This is a genomic window from Pseudomonas citronellolis, from assembly GCF_900112375.1.
Lineage (GTDB): Bacteria > Pseudomonadota > Gammaproteobacteria > Pseudomonadales > Pseudomonadaceae > Pseudomonas > Pseudomonas citronellolis.
Genome location: NZ_FOLS01000019.1, coordinates 92,312 through 109,313 on the forward strand (window position 1 = coordinate 92,312; position 17,002 = coordinate 109,313).

A 17,002-nucleotide genomic window follows, 5' to 3' on the forward strand; every position below is an offset into this window, starting at 1 on the left:
GGCGGAGTCTGTTCGCGAGCAAGCTCGCTCCCACGAAAAGCCGTGCTTGCCTGTAGGAGCGGATTTATCCGCGATTGCGCCGGCAGGGCCGGCGCATATGCCATCGCGGACGGAGTCCGCTCCTACGCGTCATGCCCGTCTTCGAGACAGCCTTTGCGGTCGTGGTGATGGGTATCGCTTCGCTCAACCCATCCTACGGGAAAGCGCCGTGCTTCCCGGCAACCTGTAGGAGCGGGCCCTGCCCGCGATTCGCGCGCAGGGCGCGCTCCTACATGCTCCTCACTGCTCGTCGAGGGCGAAGGCGGTGAGGCTGTAGGTGGGGATGCCGGCGTCGGCCAGTTTGGCCGAGCCGCCGAGTTCCGGCAGGTCGATGATGGCGGCGGCTTCCAGGACCTTGGCGCCCATGCGCCGTACCAGTTGCGCGGCGGCCAGCAGGGTGCCGCCGGTGGCGATCAGGTCGTCGAAGATCAGCACGCTGTCGCCTTCGCACAGGCTGTCGGCGTGCACTTCCAGCAGGGCTTCGCCGTATTCGGTCTGGTAGGCCTGGGCCAGCACGTCGGCGGGCAGCTTGCCCTGCTTGCGGAACAGCACCAGCGGCTTGTTCAGTTCGTAGGCGATGATCGAGCCGATCAGGAAGCCGCGCGCGTCCATGGCGCCGATGTGGCTGAAATCCGCCTCGACGTAGCGCTGGATGAAGCTGTCGGCGACGAAGCGCAGCGCGCGCGGCGACTGGAACAGCGGGGTGATGTCACGGAACACCACGCCGGCCTTGGGGAAGTCGGGGACCGCGCGGATCACGGATTTCAGGTCGAGCTGGTTGAGGATCATGCTGGCAAGGTACCTGGTGACTGCTTTGCGAAGCCCCAAAGTATAACGGGCCCGCCACAAGGCGAGCCCGTTTTGCGCGATGACCGGAAGGTCGCGCCTTCAGCTTTCCATCTGGCCGCCGGCCAGGGCGCACAGCTCGATGGAGTCGAGGATGCGCACTTCCTTGCCTTCGGCGGCGATCAGGCCGTTCTGCTGGAAGCGGGTGAACACCCGCGACACGGTTTCCACCGCCAGGCCCAGGTAGTTGCCGATCTCGTTGCGCGACATCGCCAGGCGGAACTGCTGGGCGGAGAAGCCGCGGGCGCGGAAGCGCGCCGAGAGGTTGACCAGGAAGGTGGCGATGCGCTCGTCGGCGGTCTTCTTCGACAGCAGCATCATCATCTGCTGGTCGTCGCGGATCTCGCGGCTCATCACCCGCATCAGCTGGCGGCGCAGCTGCGGCAGTTGCTCGGACAGCTCGTCCAGGCGCTCGAAGGGAATCTCGCAGACCGAGGTGGTCTCCAGGGCCTGGGCCGACACCGGGTAGGCCTCGGTGTCCATGCCGGACAGGCCAACCAGCTCGCTGGGCAGGTGGAAGCCGGTGATCTGCTCTTCACCGCCGTCGGTGATGCTGAAGGTCTTCAGCGCGCCGGAACGCACCGCGAACACGGAACCGAAGGCGTCGCCCTGGCGGAACAGGAACTCGCCCTTCTTCAGTGGCCGGCCGCGCTTGACGATTTCGTCGAGGGCGTCCATGTCGTCGTTGTTCAGCGACAGGGGCAGGCACAGCGGCGCCAGGCTGCAATCCTTGCAATGCGCTTGCGGCAGGGCGCGCACCTTGATGGTTTCGGCCATGGTTGATCCTTGGGTGGAAAGGCACAAGAAACGCAAGGGTAACGCACCCAAGGGTTCGGCTGCCAGCTTGCCGGATGGATTTCAGAACATTCCGGCGTTTATTCCGAAACCTTATGTAAAAAGTCCAGATTCGCACTTAATCTCTAAGCATATTCCTTCAGATAACCCGCGAGAACCGCTGCAGGTTCTGGTGCGGCAGGTAATGGTCGAAGAGCATGCACAGGCTGCGCACCAGCAGCCGGCCGGCGGCGGTGACGTCGATGCCGCGCGGGCTCAGCTCGATCAGGCCGTCCTTGGCGAAGCGCTCCAGCTCGTCCCAGATGTCGGCGAAGTAGCCGTGGAATTCGATGTTGAAGCGTTCCTCGATGCTTTCGAAGTCCAGCTGGAAGTGGCAGATCAGCTGCTGGATCACCGCGCGGCGCACGCGGTCGTCGGCATTGCAGTAGAGGCCGCGGCGGGTGGCCAACTGGCCGTTGTCCAGGCTGTTCTGGTAGTCGTTGATGTCGGCGCTGTTCTGGCAGTAGAGGTCGCCGATCTGGCTGATCGCCGAGACGCCCAGGCCCACCAGGTCGCAATGGCCGTGGGTGGTGTAGCCCTGGAAGTTGCGTTGCAGGGTGCCGTCTTCCTGGGCGCTGGCCAGTTCGTCGTCGGGCAGGGCGAAGTGGTCCATGCCGATGTAGCGGTAGCCGGCGGCGCTCAGTTGCTCGATGGTGCGCTGGAGCATTTCCAGTTTCTGCGCGGGGGAGGGCAGGTCCTGGACGTTGATGCGCCGCTGCGGCATGAAGCGCTCGGGCAGGTGCGCGTAGTTGAACACCGAGAGGCGGTTGGGCTGCAGGCCGATGACCTGCTCGACGGTGCGGGCGAAGCTGTCGGGGTTCTGCTTGGGTAGGCCGTAGATCAGGTCGATGTTGATCGAGCGGTACTGCAGGGTGCGCGCCGCGTCCATGATGGCGCGGGTCTCGTCGAAGCTCTGCAGGCGGTTCACCGCCTGCTGCACTTCCAGGTCGAAGTCCTGCACGCCGACGCTGACGCGGTTGAAGCCCAGCTCGCGGAGCAGGCCCATGGTCGACCAGTCGGCCTCGCGCGGGTCGATCTCGATGCCGTAGTCGCCGGAGTCGTCCTCCATCAGGTTCAGGTTGGCGCGCAGCTGGCCCATGAGTTCGCGCAGCTGGCCGGGGCTGAGGAAGGTGGGGGTGCCGCCGCCGAAGTGCAGCTGTTCCACGCACTGGTCCTTGCCCAGGTGGCGGCTGACGATCTCGATTTCGTGGATCAGCCGGGCGAGGTAGGGCGCGCTGCGCCCGCGGTCCTTGGTGATGACCTTGTTGCAGGCGCAGTAGTAGCAGATGTTGGCGCAGAACGGGATGTGCACGTAGAGCGACAGCGGCCGATCGGCCTTCTGGCTGTTGCGCAGGGCATGCAGCATGTCGAAGGGGCCCACGCCTTCGTGGAACTGCACGGCGGTGGGATAGGAGGTATAGCGCGGGCCGGACAGATCGTAGCGACGGATCAGATCTGTGTCCCAGCGGATATTGTCGAGCATGCCGCAGTCCCCGAATCAGGCGAGCTTTTCGGCGCAGTCTAGGGAGACTGTGGGAAAAGCCTCTTGACCTGCATCAAGCGGTCGCAGGGGGTACCTCGTTGGAGGGGGCTTGCTGGTGGGAGGTGGTGTCGGGGTTGGTTCTGGAGTTGGGGTGGAGTCCGTGACCCTCTCCCCAGCCCTCGGCTGCGCGCCCCGCCCTGAAGGGAGAGGGGGGCTTGTCCGTGCCGAGAAAGGTGATGGTTTCCACCGGCAGCCACTGCGCTAGCCGGCTAACGCCATAACATCAAACCCTGCCCAACGGTCCCCTCTCCCTTCAGGGAGAGGGTTAGGGAGAGGGCGCTCTTCGGGCGAGGCACCAAGGTGAAGCCCGTTCGCGAGCAAGCTCGCTCCTACGAAAAGCGCGGGGCTTCAGTGCATCGCGTGGCCCATCAGCCACGCCTGGTGCGGGCCGGGCAGGGTCCACAGGCCGAAGAGGATCACCAGCAGGCCGCCGGCCATGCGCACGCTGCGCTTGCGCAGCAGCGCCGTGATGCGTTCGGCGGCCAGCCCGGTGGCCAGCAGCACCGGCCAGGTGCCCAGGCCGAAGGCCAGCATCAGCAGCGCGCTTTCCAGCGCCGAGCCCTGGCTGCTGGTCCACAGCAGGGTGCTGTAGACCAGGCCGCAGGGCAGCCAGCCCCAGAGCGCGCCGAGCAGCAGCGCGCGCGGCACGCTGGCCACCGGCAGCAGGCGGCTGGCGAAGGGCTGGATGTATTTCCACAGGCCGCGGCCGAGGGCCTCGATGCGCGTCAGGCCGCTCCACCAGCCGGCCAGGTACAAGCCCATGGCGACCAGCAGCAACCCGGCGACCACGCGCAGCACCGAGGCGAAAGGGGTGCTGGCGATGGCCCAGCCGGCCAGGCCCAGCAGCAGGCCGGCGGCGGCGTAGCTGAGGATGCGCCCGAGGTTGTAGGCCAGCAGCAGCTGCAGGCGGCGCCCGCGCTGTTCCGCTGGAATGGCCAGGGTCAGCGCGCCCATCAGGCCGCCGCACATGCCCAGGCAGTGGCCGCCGCCGAGCAGGCCGAGGATCAGCGCGGACGCCAGCATGGGCGCCAGCTCAAGCATCGCGCGAGTCCTTGTCCCGGGCTTCGGCCTGCGTGTCCCTGGCGCCTTCGGCCTCGTCGATGCCGGCCTGGTGCTTGGGGTCCTCGTCGTCGAACAGGATGCTGTGGGCCGGGCCGTCCATGTCGTCGTACTGGCCGCTGTTCACCGCCCAGAAAAAGATCCAGACGGCGATGGCGACGATGATCAGCGCCACCGGGATCATTACGTAGAGAGCGGGCATATCGACTCCGTTGAAAAGGCCTGCGCGCCTTCAGTGGGCGGCGAGCGGGATGGCCAGCGGCGCGGCTTCGGGGGCCGCCGGCAGGGCGCGCACGCGGGTCAGGCGCAGGGCGTTGAGCACCACGGTCAGCGAGCTGACCGACATGCCGATGGCGGCCCAGGCGGGGGTGATCCAGCCGAGGGCGGCGAACGGCAGCATCAGGCCATTGTACAACCCTGCCCAGACCAGATTCTCGACGATCACCCGGCGGGTGCGGCGGGCCAGGACGAAGGCCTGCACCAGGCTGTCCAGGCGGTTGGACAGCAGCACCGCGTCGGCGCTGGTCTTGGCCAGGTCGGTGGCGCTGCCCATGGCCACGCTGATGTCGGCGGCGGCCAGCACCGGCACGTCGTTGACGCCGTCGCCGAGCATCAGCACGTGGCGGCCTTCGCCGTGCAACTGCTTGAGAATCGCCAGCTTGTCGTCCGGGCGCAGGCCGCCGTGGACTTCGTCGATGCCCAGTTCGGCGGCCACGCTCTGCACCATCGGCGAGCTGTCGCCGGACAGCAGCAGGGTGCGCCAGCCGCGCTCGCGGCAGGCCTGCAGCAGGGCCGGGGCGTCGTCGCGCAGGCGGTCGTCGAGCACCAGCCAGGCCAGCGGGCCGCGCGCATCGCCCAGCAGTAGCCACTGGCCGTGCTCATTGGGCATGGTCGGCGCGGGCTGGCCGCTCAGGGCGCAGACGAAGGCGGCCTGGCCGATGCGCAGGCGCTGGCCGTCGACCACGCCTTCCAGGCCCAGGCCGGGGTGGCTTTCCACCGCCTCGGCGGGTTGCGGGGCGCGGCCGAAGGCACGGGCGATGGGGTGTTCGGAACGGTTCTCCAGGGCCGCAGCCAGGGCCAGGCAGCGTTCGCCGCCGAGTTCGCCCAGGGGCTGTACGGCGCGCAGGGTCAGGCGGCCCTCGGTGAGGGTGCCGGTCTTGTCGAAGATCACCGTGTCGATGCGTTTCAGGCCTTCCAGCACGTGGCCTCGGGTGAGCAGCAGGCCGAGCTTGTGCAGGCTGCCGGTGGCCGCGGTGAGGGCGGTGGGCGTGGCCAGGGAAAGGGCGCAGGGGCAGGTGGCGACCAGCATCGACAGGACCACCCAGAAGGCCCGCGAGGCGTCGTGCTGCCACCAGAACAGGCCGACCACCGCGGCCAGCGCCAGCAGCACCAGCAGGAACCATTGCGCGGCGCTGTCGGCGAGCTGCGCCAGGCGCGGCTTGTCAGCCTGGGCGCGCTCCAGCAGGCGGACGATGGCCGACAGCCGGCTGTCGTCGCCCAGGGCCTGCACCTGCAGGGTCAGCGGGCCCTCGACGTTGAGGGTGCCGCCGGTGACGCTGTCGCCGGCCTGGCGCGGCTGTGGCAGGTATTCGCCGGTGAGCAGGGATTCGTCGACGCTGGACTGCCCGGCGAGGATCAGGCCGTCGGCCGGCAGCACAGCGCCTGGCGGCACCAGCACGCGGTCGCCGATGCGCAGTTCGCTGAGCAGGATGCGCTGGCTGTTGCCGGCCTCGTCCAGGCGCAGGCAGGAGGCCGGCAGCAGGTTGACCAGTTGCGCGGTGGCCGCCGCCGTGCGCTCGCGGGCGCGGCGTTCGAGATAGCGGCCGGCGAGCAGGAACAGGGCGAACATGCCCACCGCGTCGAAGTACAGGTCGCCCTTGCCGGTGATGGCGGTCCAGATGCCGGCCAGGTAGGCGCCGCCGATGGCCAGGGACACCGAGACGTCCATGGTCAGGTGGCGCGTGCGCAGGTCGCGCAGGGCGCCGCGGAAGAACGGCTGGCAGGAGTAGAAGACGATCGGCGTGGTGAGGAACATCGCTACCCAGCGCAGGATTTCGTGCATCTCGGCGCTGAGGTCGATGTTGAATTCCGGCCAGGTGGCCATGGTCGCCATCATCGCCTGGAACCACAGCATGCCGGCCACGCCCAGCTGGCGCAGGGAGCGGCGGTTCTCTTCGGCGAGCTGCTCGGCGGCCTTGTCCGGCTGGTAGGGGTGGGCGGCGTAGCCGATCCTGCGCAGCTCGGCGAGCAGGCCGCTGAGTGGCAGCTGGCCGTCGGCCCAGCGCACGTGCAGGCGGTGGTTGGACAGGTTGAGCCCGGCCTCGACCACCGCCGGCAGCCGGCGCAGGTGTTTTTCGATCAGCCAGCCGCAGGCGGCGCAGCTGATGCCTTCGAGGATCAGGGTGGTCTCGGCCAGTTCGCCCTGGTGCTGGACGAAGGGCTGCTGCACGTCGGGGCGGTCGAGCAGGGCCAGTTCGTCACCCAGTTGCGCCGGCAGCGCCTCGGGGTTGGCGGCTGTCTCGGTGCGGTGCCGGTAATAGCCTTCCAGGCCGCCGGCGACTATGGCCTCGGCCACGGCCTGGCAGCCGGGGCAGCAGAATTCGCGGGTCTCGCCGAGGACCCGGGCGGTGAAGCGGCTGCCGGACGGGACCGGCAGCGCGCAGTGGTAGCAGGGCAGGGGGGCGCTCATGGGCGCTGGACTTCATCCCCCTTGAGGGGTTCGTCGCCGAGGAGGATCTCGCCGTCGGCGATGAGCTTCTCTTCTTCGAACAGGCGCCAGGCCTTGCCGTCCTGTTCGCCGAGCAGTTCGACGAAGCGGCGCCCTTCGACGGCGCTGTCCAGGCGGCCGGTGTAGCGGCCCGGTTCGTTGGCCGGCAGCAGGGCGACGTGGCGGTCCTGGGATTCCAGGGTGGGGGAGATCAGGTTGAGGGTCAGCTGCGCCGGCTGGCTGTCGCCCTTCAGGCGTACCTCGACCTCGCCGGTGAGCTTGTCCAGGCGCACCTGGGCCTGCATGTGCAGTTGCTGGGCCAGGTGCTCGCGGTCCAGCGAGCGGTTGATGCCCTTGCCGGCCTCGTAGTAGTTGTCGTTGACCAGGGTGTCCTGGTTCTCCACGGCGATACGCACCATCGTCAGGCTGAGGAACACCGATGTGGCGAGCATGCCGATGAGGATCCAGGGCCAGAGGTGCTTGTACCAGGGTTGTTGGGCGGGCGCCGACTGCATGGGTTTTCTCTCTCGTGGTCCGCGGGGCGGAAGCGGCCTGCCCGAGGGGTGGGCGGCGCGCCTGGGTGGGGCGGATTCTACGTGCTCCGCGTGCCGCTGGCATCCCGCCGCGGGGGCGGGATGCGTTGCGGTTCAGCCGGGGTTCAGCGTACGACCGGGCCGATGAAGCGGCTGTCGGCTTCCTTGCTGATGGACGGCTCGTCCACCGACTGGATGGTGAAGGTGATCTTGTTGGTGCTGGACGGCAGCTTGTCCGGGTCCACCGCCAGTTCCACCGGCATGGCGAGGATGTCGCCGGCGGCCACCTGGACTTCCTTGCGGCCTTCCAGGGTCAGGCCTTCCAGGCCCTTGGCGCCGAGCACGTAGGTGTGGTCGCGCTGGTCCTTGTTCATGATCTTCAGGCTGTAGACGTTCTCGATCCGGCCTTCGGCGTTCTCGCGGTAGAGCACGCGGTCCTTGCTGACGTCGAAGCCCACCAGCGGGCGGATCACGATGGCGGTGGCCAGCAGGCTCATCATCACGCACAGGGCGATGGCGTAGCCGATCAGGCGCGGGCGCACCAGGTGCGTCTTCTGCCCGGACAGGTTGTGCTCGGTGGTGTAGCTGATCAGCCCGCGCGGGTAGCCCATCTTGTCCATGATGCTGTCGCAGGCGTCGATGCACGCGGCGCAGCCGATGCATTCGATCTGCAGGCCGTCGCGGATGTCGATGCCGGTGGGGCAGACCTGTACGCACATGGTGCAGTCGATGCAGTCGCCCAGGCCCTGGGCCTTGTAGTCCAGGGTTTTCTTGCGCGGGCCGCGCTTCTCGCCGCGGCGCGGGTCGTAGGAGACGATCAGGGTGTCCTTGTCGAACATCACGCTCTGGAAGCGCGCGTAGGGGCACATGTAGATGCACACCTGCTCGCGCAGCCAGCCGGCGTTGCCGTAGGTGGCCAGGGTGAAGAAGCCGACCCAGAAGTAGGCCCAGCCGTCGGCCTCGCCGGTGACCAGGTCCATCAGCAGTTCGCGGATGGGGGCGAAGTAGCCGACGAAGGTCAGGCCGGTGACCAGGCCGATCAGCAGCCACAGCGTGTGCTTGGCGGTCTTGCGCAGCAGCTTGTTGCCGCTCATCGGCGCCCTGTCCAGCTTCATGCGCTGGTTGCGGTCGCCTTCGGTGACCTTCTCGCACCACATGAAGATCCAGGTCCACACGCTCTGCGGGCAGGTGTAGCCGCACCAGACGCGGCCGGCGAACACCGTGATGAAGAACAGCCCGAAGGCGCTGATGATCAGCAACCCGGAGAGGAGGATGAAGTCCTGCGGCCAGAAGGTGGCGCCGAAGATGTAGAACTTGCGCTCGGGCAGGTCCCACCACACCGCCTGCCGACCGTTCCAGGTCAGCCACACGGTGCCGAAGTAGAGAAGGAACAGGAAAGCGCCGCCGACACGGCGCAGGTTGCGGAAGAACCCGGTGAAGGCCCGGGTGTAGATCTTCTCGCGGGAGGCATATAAGTCGACGTTCTCTCCACCCTTCTTCGCGGGCGGTGTGACGTCTTGCACGGGAATCTGTTTGCTCATCAGTGCGTACCACGGCAGTGGGAGGGCGCCCTGTCGATACATGCCGAAAGGGTCAGGATATGGCTGCACGCCTAAACATGATACGACTTGGCCCGGTGTGCAACGGTGCGACCGTTGGTCGCGTCAGAATATTCGGAAGATTTTTCGTCCCCCGAAATAGAGCGGCGCCGGTAGGAACCGGCGCCGCTGGGTGTTGCGAGGGGAGGGCGGAAGCGCTTATTCGCTCTTCTGCGCATCACCCTGGGACAGGCTGTACACGTAGGCGGCCAGCAGGTGCACCTGGTCGCCGCCGAGGCGCTCCAGCTGGGCCGGCATCTGGCCCTGGCGGCCGTAGCGGATGGTCTGCTGCAGCTGGGAGAAGCTCGAGCCGTAGATGAAGGCGGCCGGGTGCGTCAGGTTGGGCGCGCCCATGGCGGCGGTGCCCTTGCCTTCCGGACCGTGGCAGGCGACGCAGGTGGTGGCGAAGATATTGCCGCCGTTGGCGACCTGCTCGTCGGTCACGCCTTCGGGCAGCTTGCGGCCGTCCAGCTTGCTGGTGACGAAGGCGGCCACGTCATGCACGCCCTGGTCGCCCAGGACTTCGCCCCAGGCCGGCATGGCGGCGTGACGGCCACCCTTGATGGTGGTCTCGATGTCCGCGGTGGCACCGCCCCAGCGCCAGTCCTGGTCGGTCAGGTTGGGGAAGCCGTAGGCGCCCTTGGCGTCGGAGCCGTGGCAGACCGAGCAGTTGGAGGCGAACAGGCGGCCGCCCATCTTCAGCGCCAGCGGGTCCTTGGCCACATCTTCGATGGGCATGGCGGCGAATTTGGCGAAGATCGGCCCATATTTCTCGTCGGCCTTGGCCATTTCCTTCTCCCACTGGTGCACGCCGGTCCAACCCGGCTGACCATTGGCGAAGGGCTTGCCGTCGCTGACTTCCTGGTAGCCCGGCAGCAGGCCTTTCCAGTTGCCCAGGCCCGGGTACAGGACCAGGTAGCCCAGGGCGAAGATGAAGGTGGCGACGAACAGCATGAACCACCACTTCGGCAGCGGGTTGTCGTACTCCTCGATGCCGTCGAAGGAGTGGCCGACGGTTTCGTCGGTGGCTTCGCTGCGCTGGCCGCGGCGGGTGGCGAACAGCAGCCAGGCCAGGGCGAAGATGGTGCCCAGGGTAAGTACGGTGACGTACAGACTCCAGAAGGTTGTCATTCTTTGTTGCTCCTAGAAGCTTGTTCTTTCTCGACGTGCTTCATGGCTGCCGGGTCGTCCGCGAAGGGCAGCAGGGCGTCGTCGTCGAAGCGCTGCTTGCGCTTGCCGCTGTAGGCCCAGAGCAGTACGCCGATGAAGGCGACCATCACTACGACGGTGCCGAGGCCGCGAATCGTCCCGATATCCATCTGCTGTCACCGTTTGCTCTTGATGATGGTGCCCAGGCCCTGCAGGTAGGCCACCAGGGCGTCCATCTCGGTCTTGCCTTTCACGGCATCGCGAGCACCGGCGATGTCTTCGTCGGTGTAGGGCACGCCGAGGGTGCGCATGGCCTGCAGCTTGCCTTCGATGTCCTTGCCGTCGAGCTTGTTCTCGACCAGCCAGGGGTAGGCCGGCATTTTCGACTCCGGCACCACGTTGCGCGGGTTGTACAGGTGCGCGCGGTGCCAGTCGTCGGAGTAGCGGCCGCCGACGCGGGCCAGGTCCGGGCCGGTACGCTTGGAGCCCCACAGGAAGGGGTGATCCCAGACGCTCTCGCCGGCGACGGAGTAGTGGCCGTAGCGCTCGGTCTCGGCGCGGAACGGGCGGATCATCTGCGAGTGGCAGCCGACGCAGCCTTCGCGGATATAGATGTCACGGCCTTCGAGCTCCAGCGCGGTGCGAGGCTTCATGCCTTCCACCGGCTTGTTGGTCACGTCCTGGAAGAACAGCGGGACGATCTGCGTCAGGCCGCCGATGCTCACGGCGATGACCATGAAGAAGGCCAGCAGGCCGATGTTCTTCTCGACTGCTTCGTGCTTCATCAATGAGCTCCTACGGCGGGAATGCGGGCAGCGGCATCGACTTCAGCAGCGTTGTAGCCACGCACGGTACGGAAGGTGTTGTAGGCCATCAGCAGCATGCCGAAGGCGAAGAAGAAGCCGCCCAGCGCACGGACCATGAAGCCCGGGTGGCTGGCCTGCAGCGCTTCCACGAAGGAGTAGGTGAGGGTGCCGTCGGTGTTCACCGCGCGCCACATCAGGCCCTGGGTGATGCCGTTGACCCACATCGAGGCGATGTAGAGCACGGTGCCGATGGTGGCGAGCCAGAAGTGCGCGTTGATCAGGCCGGTGCTGTGCATCTGCTCGCGGCCGAACACTTTCGGGATCATGTGGTACAGCGAGCCGATGGAGATCATCGCCACCCAGCCGAGGGCGCCGGCGTGCACGTGGCCGATGGTCCAGTCGGTGTAGTGGGACAGCGAGTTCACCGTCTTGATGGCCATCATCGGGCCTTCGAAGGTGGACATGCCGTAGAAGGCCAGGGACACCACCAGGAAGCGCAGGATGGGGTCGGTGCGCAGCTTATGCCAGGCGCCGGAGAGGGTCATCATGCCGTTGATCATGCCGCCCCAGCTCGGGGCCAGGAGGATCAGCGACATCACCATGCCCAGGGACTGCGCCCAGTCCGGCAGCGCGGTGTAGTGCAGGTGGTGCGGACCGGCCCAGATGTACAGGGTGATCAGCGCCCAGAAGTGGACGATGGACAGGCGGTAGGAGTAGACCGGGCGCTCGGCCTGCTTGGGCACGAAGTAGTACATCATGCCGAGGAAGCCGGTGGTCAGGAAGAAGCCCACGGCGTTGTGGCCGTACCACCACTGGACCATGGCGTCGGTGGCGCCGGCGTAGATGGAGTAGGACTTGAACCAGCCGACCGGGATCTCCAGGTTGTTGACGATGTGCAGCATCGCGGTCACCAGGATGAAGCCGCCGTAGAACCAGTTGCCCACGTAGATGTGCTTGGTCTGGCGCTTGACGATGGTGCCGAAGAACACCACGGCGTAGGTGACCCAGACGATGGCGATCAGGATGTCGATCGGCCATTCCAGCTCGGCGTACTCCTTGGAGGAGGTGTAGCCCAGCGGCAGGGTGATGCCGGCCAGCACGATCACTGCCTGCCAGCCCCAGAAGGTGAAGGCGGCGAGGCTATCGGAGATCAGGCGGGTCTGGCAGGTGCGTTGCACCACGTAGTAGGAGGTTGCGAACAGAGCACAGCCGCCGAAGGCGAAGATCACCAGGTTGGTGTGCAACGGGCGAAGTCGCCCGAAACTCGTCCACGGCAGGCCGAAGTTCAACTCGGGCCATACCAACTGTGAGGCGATGAAAACCCCCATCCCCATTCCTAGTATCCCCCAGACCACCGTCATGATGGCGAACTGGCGGATTACCTTATAGTTATAAGCAGTCGGACTGATTGCTGTGCTCATTCTAAGGTTCCACGGTTTTTTTGCTATTTAGGGACAAAAAACGGCGGCAAGTATGTAGAAAGCCAGTAGGCAATGCAACGCGCCGGAATAAGCCCCGGAGCCGCTGCGCATGCTGCTTTGAAGGCATTTCTGCCAATGTTTTTCTGGCTTTCTATCGGCGTGGAAACCCTGATAAGCGTAGGGATTCCCCCAATTACTGCCGACTCACGGATGGAATGAGCTTAGTCTTGATCTAGAGCAGTGTGAAGGAATGGCGCGCGCGAGGTGCGACACTTGGTCGCGTAACTGCGCGGAAGTTGCTCGCGCCCGGGCGGGCGCGAGCGGAGGGTGGATCAGTTGGCGTTTTCCGGACGGGAAATGTTGTAGATGTAGGCGGCCAGGACGTGGACCTTGTCCTTGCCCAGGTAGGCTTCCTGCGCCGGCATCTGGCCCTGGCGGCCATGGCGGATGGTCTGCTGCAGCTGGGCGAAGCCCGAGCCGTAGATGAACGCACCCGGATGGGTCAGGTCCGGCGCGCCCAGGGCGGCGGTGCCCTTGCCTTCCGGGCCGTGGCAGGCGACGCAGGTGGTGGCGAAGAGTTTCTCGCCATTGGCCACCTGGGCATCGGTCACGCCTTCGGGCAGCTTGCGGCCGTCCAGCTTGGTGGTGACGAACGCGGCCACGTCATGCACGCCCTGGTCGCCCAGCACCTCGCCCCAGGCCGGCATCACCGCGTGGCGGCCGCCGAGGATGGTGGTCTGGATGGTTTGCGCGTCGCCGCCCCAGCGCCAGTCCTGGTCGGTCAGGTTGGGGAAGCCCATGGCGCCCTTGGCGTCGGAGCCGTGGCAGATCGAGCAGTAGGTGGCGAACAGGCGTTCGCCGGTCTTCATGGCCTGCGCGTCCTTGGCCACGTCTTCGACGGACATGGCCGAGTACTTGGCGAAGATCGGCGCGTATTTCTCGTCGGCCAGGGCCTGCTCGCGTTCCAGCTGCTTGACCTGGGTCCAGCCGCCGTCGTAGCCGGGCAGCACGCCTTTCCAGTTGCCCAGGCCCGGGTACAGGGCCAGGTAGCCGACGGCGAAGACGATGGTGCCCACGAACAGCAGGAACCACCAGCGCGGCAGCGGGTTGTCGTATTCCTCGATACCGTCGAAGGAGTGCCCCATGGTCTGGTCGGTGGCGCCCTTGGTCTCGCCGCTGCGGGTGGCGAAGACCAGCCATAGCAGGGCGATCAGCGATCCGACGGTCAGTACGGTGATGTACAGACTCCAGAAGGTAGTCATGCTTTGTTGCTCCCAGAAGCTTGTTCATGCTCGGCGTGGCGCAGAGCCTGCGGATCGTCGGCGAAGGGCAGCAGGGCGTCGGCGTCGAAGCGTTGCTTGCGCTTGCCGCTGTAGGCCCAGAGGGTGACGCCGATGAAGGCGAGCATCACCACGACGGTGCCGAGGCCGCGGATGGTTCCGATGTCCATGGCCATCACCGCTTGTTCTTGATCGCTGTGCCCAGGCCTTGCAGGTAGGCCACCACGGCGTCCATCTCGGTCTTGCCCTGGATGCTCTCGCGGGCGCCGGCGATGTCCTCGTCGGTGTAGGGCACGCCGAGGGTGCGCATGGCCTTGAGCTTGCCTTCGATGTCCTTGCCGTCGAGCTTGTTCTCGACCAGCCAGGGGTAGGCCGGCATCTTCGACTCGGGCACCACGTTGCGCGGGTTGTACAGGTGCGCGCGGTGCCAGTCGTCGGAGTAGCGGCCGCCGACGCGGGCCAGGTCCGGACCGGTACGCTTGGAGCCCCACAGGAAGGGGTGGTCCCAGACGCTCTCGCCGGCCACGGAGTAGTGGCCGTAGCGCTCGGTCTCGGCGCGGAACGGACGGATCATCTGCGAGTGGCAGCCGACGCAGCCCTCGCGGATGTAGATGTCACGGCCTTCCAGTTGCAGGGCGGTGTAGGGCTTCATGCCTTCCACCGGGGTGTTGGTCACGTCCTGGAAGAACAGCGGGACGATCTGCGTCAGGCCGCCGATGCTCACGGCCACGGCCATGCACAGGGCCAGCAGGCCGACGTTCTTCTCGAGTACTTCGTGTTTCATCAGTGGGCTCCTACGACGGCGGGAATCCGGGCGGCCGCTTCAGCTTCCTCGGCTTTGGAGGAGGCGATGGTGCGCCAGGTGTTGTAGGCCATGATCAGCATGCCGCTGAGGAACACGGCGCCGCCGATCATGCGCACCACGTAGCCGGGGTGGCCGGCGGCGAGCGCTTCGACGAAGGAGTAGGTGAGGGTGCCGTCGGCGTTGACTGCACGCCACATCAGGCCCTGGGTGATGCCGTTGACCCACATCGAGGCGATGTAGAGCACGGTACCGATGGTGGCCAGCCAGAAGTGCGTGTTGATCAGGCCCACGCTGTGCATCTGCTCGCGGCCGAACACTTTCGGGATCATGTGGTACAGCGAGCCGATGGAGACCATGGCGACCCAGCCAAGGGCGCCGGCATGCACGTGGCCGATGGTCCAGTCGGTGTAGTGGGAGAGGGCGTTGACGGTCTTGATGGCCATCATCGGGCCTTCGAAGGTGGACATGCCGTAGAAGGCCAGGGATACCACCAGGAAGCGCAGGATGGGGTCGCTGCGCAGCTTATGCCAGGCCCCGGAGAGGGTCATCATGCCGTTGATCATGCCGCCCCAGGAGGGGGCCAGGAGGATCAGCGACATCACCATGCCGAGGGACTGCGCCCAGTCCGGCAGGGCGGTGTAGTGCAGGTGGTGCGGGCCGGCCCAGATGTACACGGCGATCAGTGCCCAGAAGTGCACGATCGACAGGCGATAGGAGTAGACCGGACGCTCGGCCTGCTTGGGCACGAAGTAGTACATCATCCCCAGGAAGCCGGCGGTGAGGAAGAAGCCCACGGCGTTGTGGCCGTACCACCACTGCACCATGGCGTCGGTGGCGCCGGAGTAGATGGAGTACGACTTCATGAAGCCGACCGGCAGCTCCAGGTTGTTGACCACGTGCAGCAGCGCCACGGTCAGGATGAAGCCGCCGAAGAACCAGTTGCCCACATAGATGTGCTTGGTCTTGCGCTTCACCAGGGTGCCGAAGAACACCACGGCGTAAGCGACCCAGACGATGGTGATGAGGATGTCGATCGGCCATTCCAGCTCGGCGTACTCCTTGGAGGAGGTGTAGCCCAGCGGCAGGCTGATGGCGGCCAGCAGGATCACCAACTGCCAGCCCCAGAAGGTGAAGGAGGCCAGGGTGTCGGAGAACAGGCGTACCTGGCAGGTACGCTGCACCGCGTAGTAGCTGGTGGCGAACAGCGCGCAGCCACCGAAGGCGAAGATCACGGCATTGGTGTGCAGCGGGCGCAGGCGTCCGAAGCTCGTCCACGGCAAGCCGAGGTTGAGTTCCGGCCACACCAGCTGGGCGGCGATGACGACGCCGACCAGCATGCCGACGATTCCCCAGATCACCGTCATCACGGCGAACTGGCGGACCACCTTGTAGTTATAAGCGGTCTGATTGGTTGTGCTCATGGTATATGGGCTTCCATCCACGGTTATGGGCTAGCCCATCCCGGCGGGTTCCTTACGGCGAACGCCGCCCCTCCCCCAGGGACAGGTACTAATTACGCAACTAGCGGAGCGAAGAATGGATAAACCCCGGAAACCGAATATTGATTTTGATCAATCGCCGCCGGCGGCCGGCCCGGCGGGGGAGTGTGGCGCTTTGTCGCTGCTGTGGAACCGGCCGGTCGGTGCGTTGTCGGCAACCCTCGTCCTGGCCCACGGCGCCGGCGCGCCCATGGACAGCCCGTTCATGGACGAAATGGCCCGGCGCCTGGCCGCCCGCGGCGTGGCGGTGGCGCGTTTCGAGTTCCCCTACATGGCCGCCCGCCGCGAGGATGGCCGCCGGCGCCCGCCGAACCCGCAGAAGCAACTGCTGGAGTGCTGGCGCCAGGTGTTCGAGCAGGTGCGCGGGCAGGTGCAGGGCCCGCTGGCCATCGGCGGCAAGTCCATGGGCGGGCGCATGGCCAGCCTGCTGGCCGACGAACTGGGCGCCGACGCCCTGGTGTGCCTGGGCTACCCCTTCTACGCCGTAGGCAAGCCGGAGAAGCCGCGGGTGGCCCACCTGGCCGAACTGCGCACGCCGACGCTGATCGTCCAGGGCGAACGCGATGCCCTGGGCGACCGGGCGGATGTGGCGGAGTACGTGTTGTCGCCGGCGATCCGTGTCGAGTGGCTGGCGGCGGCGGACCATGATCTGAAGCCGTTGAAGGCGTCAGGGCTGACTCATGAGCAGCATCTGGAGAGCGCGGCGGAGGTGGTGGCGGGGTTTCTGGAGGGGCTTTCGTAGGGGCGAGCTTGCTTGCGAATGGCGTTCTGCCGGTGGTTTCGGTACCCGGCTTGACCGCGCGCCCTCTCCCTAACCCTCTCCCTGAAGGGAGAGGGGACCGTTGGGCAGATGCTGATGTTTCGGCGTTAGCCGGCTAGCACA

The 17,002-nt window shown here is 66.4% G+C and carries 17 protein-coding genes; 1 reads left to right on the top strand and 16 read right to left on the bottom strand.

What is annotated here, in order from left to right:
- Positions 1-279: 279 nt before the first annotated feature.
- The 16 genes from BM060_RS18590 to ccoN (BM060_RS18665) all read right to left on the bottom strand — a co-directional run bounded on the left by BM060_RS18590 (position 280) and on the right by ccoN (BM060_RS18665) (position 16,041).
- Complete coding sequence (locus tag BM060_RS18590; protein WP_074981760.1) at positions 280-828, bottom strand: adenine phosphoribosyltransferase; 549 nt, start codon at positions 826-828, stop codon at positions 280-282.
- Between the two features lie 99 nt (positions 829-927).
- Entirely contained in the window at positions 928-1,662 is a 735-nt protein-coding gene (gene anr / locus BM060_RS18595) for a transcriptional regulator Anr (RefSeq protein ID WP_009622830.1), read from the bottom strand.
- A gap of 157 nt (positions 1,663-1,819) precedes the next feature.
- Positions 1,820-3,202 (bottom strand): oxygen-independent coproporphyrinogen III oxidase, encoded by a 1,383-nt coding sequence (hemN, locus tag BM060_RS18600; protein WP_074981762.1) that lies wholly within the window; start codon positions 3,200-3,202, stop codon positions 1,820-1,822.
- A 408-nt stretch (positions 3,203-3,610) separates the two neighbouring features.
- The gene (locus BM060_RS18605) at positions 3,611-4,303 is read right to left on the bottom strand and encodes a sulfite exporter TauE/SafE family protein (RefSeq protein WP_074981765.1); all 693 of its coding nucleotides are present in this window, start codon (positions 4,301-4,303) and stop codon (positions 3,611-3,613) included.
- A complete protein-coding gene (ccoS, locus tag BM060_RS18610) occupies positions 4,296-4,523 on the bottom strand; it encodes a cbb3-type cytochrome oxidase assembly protein CcoS (RefSeq protein ID WP_074981768.1) in 228 nt (75 codons plus the stop codon). The genes BM060_RS18605 and ccoS overlap by 8 nt, the downstream gene beginning before the upstream one ends.
- A gap of 30 nt (positions 4,524-4,553) precedes the next feature.
- Positions 4,554-7,010 carry a heavy metal translocating P-type ATPase gene (locus BM060_RS18615; RefSeq protein ID WP_074981770.1) on the bottom strand — a complete coding sequence of 819 codons (2,457 nt, stop codon included), beginning with the start codon at positions 7,008-7,010 and terminating at the stop codon, positions 4,554-4,556.
- Positions 7,007-7,543 (bottom strand): FixH family protein, encoded by a 537-nt coding sequence (locus BM060_RS18620; RefSeq protein ID WP_074981772.1) that lies wholly within the window; start codon positions 7,541-7,543, stop codon positions 7,007-7,009. The genes BM060_RS18615 and BM060_RS18620 overlap by 4 nt, the downstream gene beginning before the upstream one ends.
- Before the next feature lie 143 nt (positions 7,544-7,686).
- A complete protein-coding gene (gene ccoG, locus BM060_RS18625) occupies positions 7,687-9,102 on the bottom strand; it encodes a cytochrome c oxidase accessory protein CcoG (protein ID WP_074981774.1) in 1,416 nt (471 codons plus the stop codon).
- 216 nt (positions 9,103-9,318) lie between these two features.
- Complete coding sequence (ccoP, locus tag BM060_RS18630) at positions 9,319-10,290, bottom strand: cytochrome-c oxidase, cbb3-type subunit III (RefSeq protein ID WP_074981777.1); 972 nt, start codon at positions 10,288-10,290, stop codon at positions 9,319-9,321.
- Positions 10,287-10,478, bottom strand: a complete 192-nt coding sequence (locus BM060_RS18635; RefSeq protein ID WP_009622822.1) for a CcoQ/FixQ family Cbb3-type cytochrome c oxidase assembly chaperone — start codon at positions 10,476-10,478, stop codon at positions 10,287-10,289. Before BM060_RS18635 ends, ccoP (BM060_RS18630) begins: the two co-directional genes overlap by 4 nt.
- Positions 10,479-10,484: 6 nt before the next feature.
- Complete coding sequence (gene ccoO / locus BM060_RS18640) at positions 10,485-11,093, bottom strand: cytochrome-c oxidase, cbb3-type subunit II (RefSeq protein WP_074981779.1); 609 nt, start codon at positions 11,091-11,093, stop codon at positions 10,485-10,487.
- Positions 11,093-12,535, bottom strand: a complete 1,443-nt coding sequence (ccoN, locus tag BM060_RS18645; protein ID WP_074981781.1) for a cytochrome-c oxidase, cbb3-type subunit I — start codon at positions 12,533-12,535, stop codon at positions 11,093-11,095. Before ccoN (BM060_RS18645) ends, ccoO (BM060_RS18640) begins: the two co-directional genes overlap by 1 nt.
- A gap of 332 nt (positions 12,536-12,867) precedes the next feature.
- Positions 12,868-13,797, bottom strand: a complete 930-nt coding sequence (gene ccoP, locus BM060_RS18650; protein WP_074981783.1) for a cytochrome-c oxidase, cbb3-type subunit III — start codon at positions 13,795-13,797, stop codon at positions 12,868-12,870.
- Entirely contained in the window at positions 13,794-13,985 is a 192-nt protein-coding gene (locus tag BM060_RS18655; protein WP_024128706.1) for a CcoQ/FixQ family Cbb3-type cytochrome c oxidase assembly chaperone, read from the bottom strand. The genes ccoP (BM060_RS18650) and BM060_RS18655 overlap by 4 nt, the downstream gene beginning before the upstream one ends.
- Before the next feature lie 5 nt (positions 13,986-13,990).
- A complete protein-coding gene (gene ccoO, locus BM060_RS18660; protein WP_069864510.1) occupies positions 13,991-14,599 on the bottom strand; it encodes a cytochrome-c oxidase, cbb3-type subunit II in 609 nt (202 codons plus the stop codon).
- Positions 14,599-16,041 carry a cytochrome-c oxidase, cbb3-type subunit I gene (ccoN, locus tag BM060_RS18665; protein WP_074981785.1) on the bottom strand — a complete coding sequence of 481 codons (1,443 nt, stop codon included), beginning with the start codon at positions 16,039-16,041 and terminating at the stop codon, positions 14,599-14,601. The genes ccoO (BM060_RS18660) and ccoN (BM060_RS18665) overlap by 1 nt, the downstream gene beginning before the upstream one ends.
- 115 nt (positions 16,042-16,156) lie before the next feature.
- Here ccoN (BM060_RS18665) and BM060_RS18670 point away from each other — a divergent pair, with 115 nt between their 5' ends.
- On the top strand, positions 16,157-16,861 hold the full coding sequence (locus tag BM060_RS18670) for an alpha/beta family hydrolase (protein WP_342590299.1): 705 nt from the start codon (positions 16,157-16,159) through the stop codon (positions 16,859-16,861).
- Positions 16,862-17,002 lie beyond the last annotated feature (141 nt).

Excerpts from the sequence above, each read along its gene's own strand:
- BM060_RS18590 (WP_074981760.1), bottom strand. The coding sequence starts at position 828 with ATGATCCTCAACCAGCTCGACCTGAAATCCGTGATCCGCGCGGTCCCC.
- anr (WP_009622830.1), bottom strand. The coding sequence starts at position 1,662 with ATGGCCGAAACCATCAAGGTGCGCGCCCTGCCGCAAGCGCATTGCAAG.
- hemN (WP_074981762.1), bottom strand. The coding sequence starts at position 3,202 with ATGCTCGACAATATCCGCTGGGACACAGATCTGATCCGTCGCTACGAT.
- BM060_RS18605 (WP_074981765.1), bottom strand. The coding sequence starts at position 4,303 with ATGCTTGAGCTGGCGCCCATGCTGGCGTCCGCGCTGATCCTCGGCCTG.
- ccoS (WP_074981768.1), bottom strand. The coding sequence starts at position 4,523 with ATGCCCGCTCTCTACGTAATGATCCCGGTGGCGCTGATCATCGTCGCC.
- BM060_RS18615 (WP_074981770.1), bottom strand. The coding sequence starts at position 7,010 with ATGAGCGCCCCCCTGCCCTGCTACCACTGCGCGCTGCCGGTCCCGTCC.
- BM060_RS18620 (WP_074981772.1), bottom strand. The coding sequence starts at position 7,543 with ATGCAGTCGGCGCCCGCCCAACAACCCTGGTACAAGCACCTCTGGCCC.
- ccoG (WP_074981774.1), bottom strand. The coding sequence starts at position 9,102 with ATGAGCAAACAGATTCCCGTGCAAGACGTCACACCGCCCGCGAAGAAG.
- ccoP (WP_074981777.1), bottom strand. The coding sequence starts at position 10,290 with ATGACAACCTTCTGGAGTCTGTACGTCACCGTACTTACCCTGGGCACC.
- BM060_RS18635 (WP_009622822.1), bottom strand. The coding sequence starts at position 10,478 with ATGGATATCGGGACGATTCGCGGCCTCGGCACCGTCGTAGTGATGGTC.
- ccoO (WP_074981779.1), bottom strand. The coding sequence starts at position 11,093 with ATGAAGCACGAAGCAGTCGAGAAGAACATCGGCCTGCTGGCCTTCTTC.
- ccoN (WP_074981781.1), bottom strand. The coding sequence starts at position 12,535 with ATGAGCACAGCAATCAGTCCGACTGCTTATAACTATAAGGTAATCCGC.
- ccoP (WP_074981783.1), bottom strand. The coding sequence starts at position 13,797 with ATGACTACCTTCTGGAGTCTGTACATCACCGTACTGACCGTCGGATCG.
- BM060_RS18655 (WP_024128706.1), bottom strand. The coding sequence starts at position 13,985 with ATGGACATCGGAACCATCCGCGGCCTCGGCACCGTCGTGGTGATGCTC.
- ccoO (WP_069864510.1), bottom strand. The coding sequence starts at position 14,599 with ATGAAACACGAAGTACTCGAGAAGAACGTCGGCCTGCTGGCCCTGTGC.
- ccoN (WP_074981785.1), bottom strand. The coding sequence starts at position 16,041 with ATGAGCACAACCAATCAGACCGCTTATAACTACAAGGTGGTCCGCCAG.
- BM060_RS18670 (WP_342590299.1), top strand. The coding sequence starts at position 16,157 with ATGGATAAACCCCGGAAACCGAATATTGATTTTGATCAATCGCCGCCG.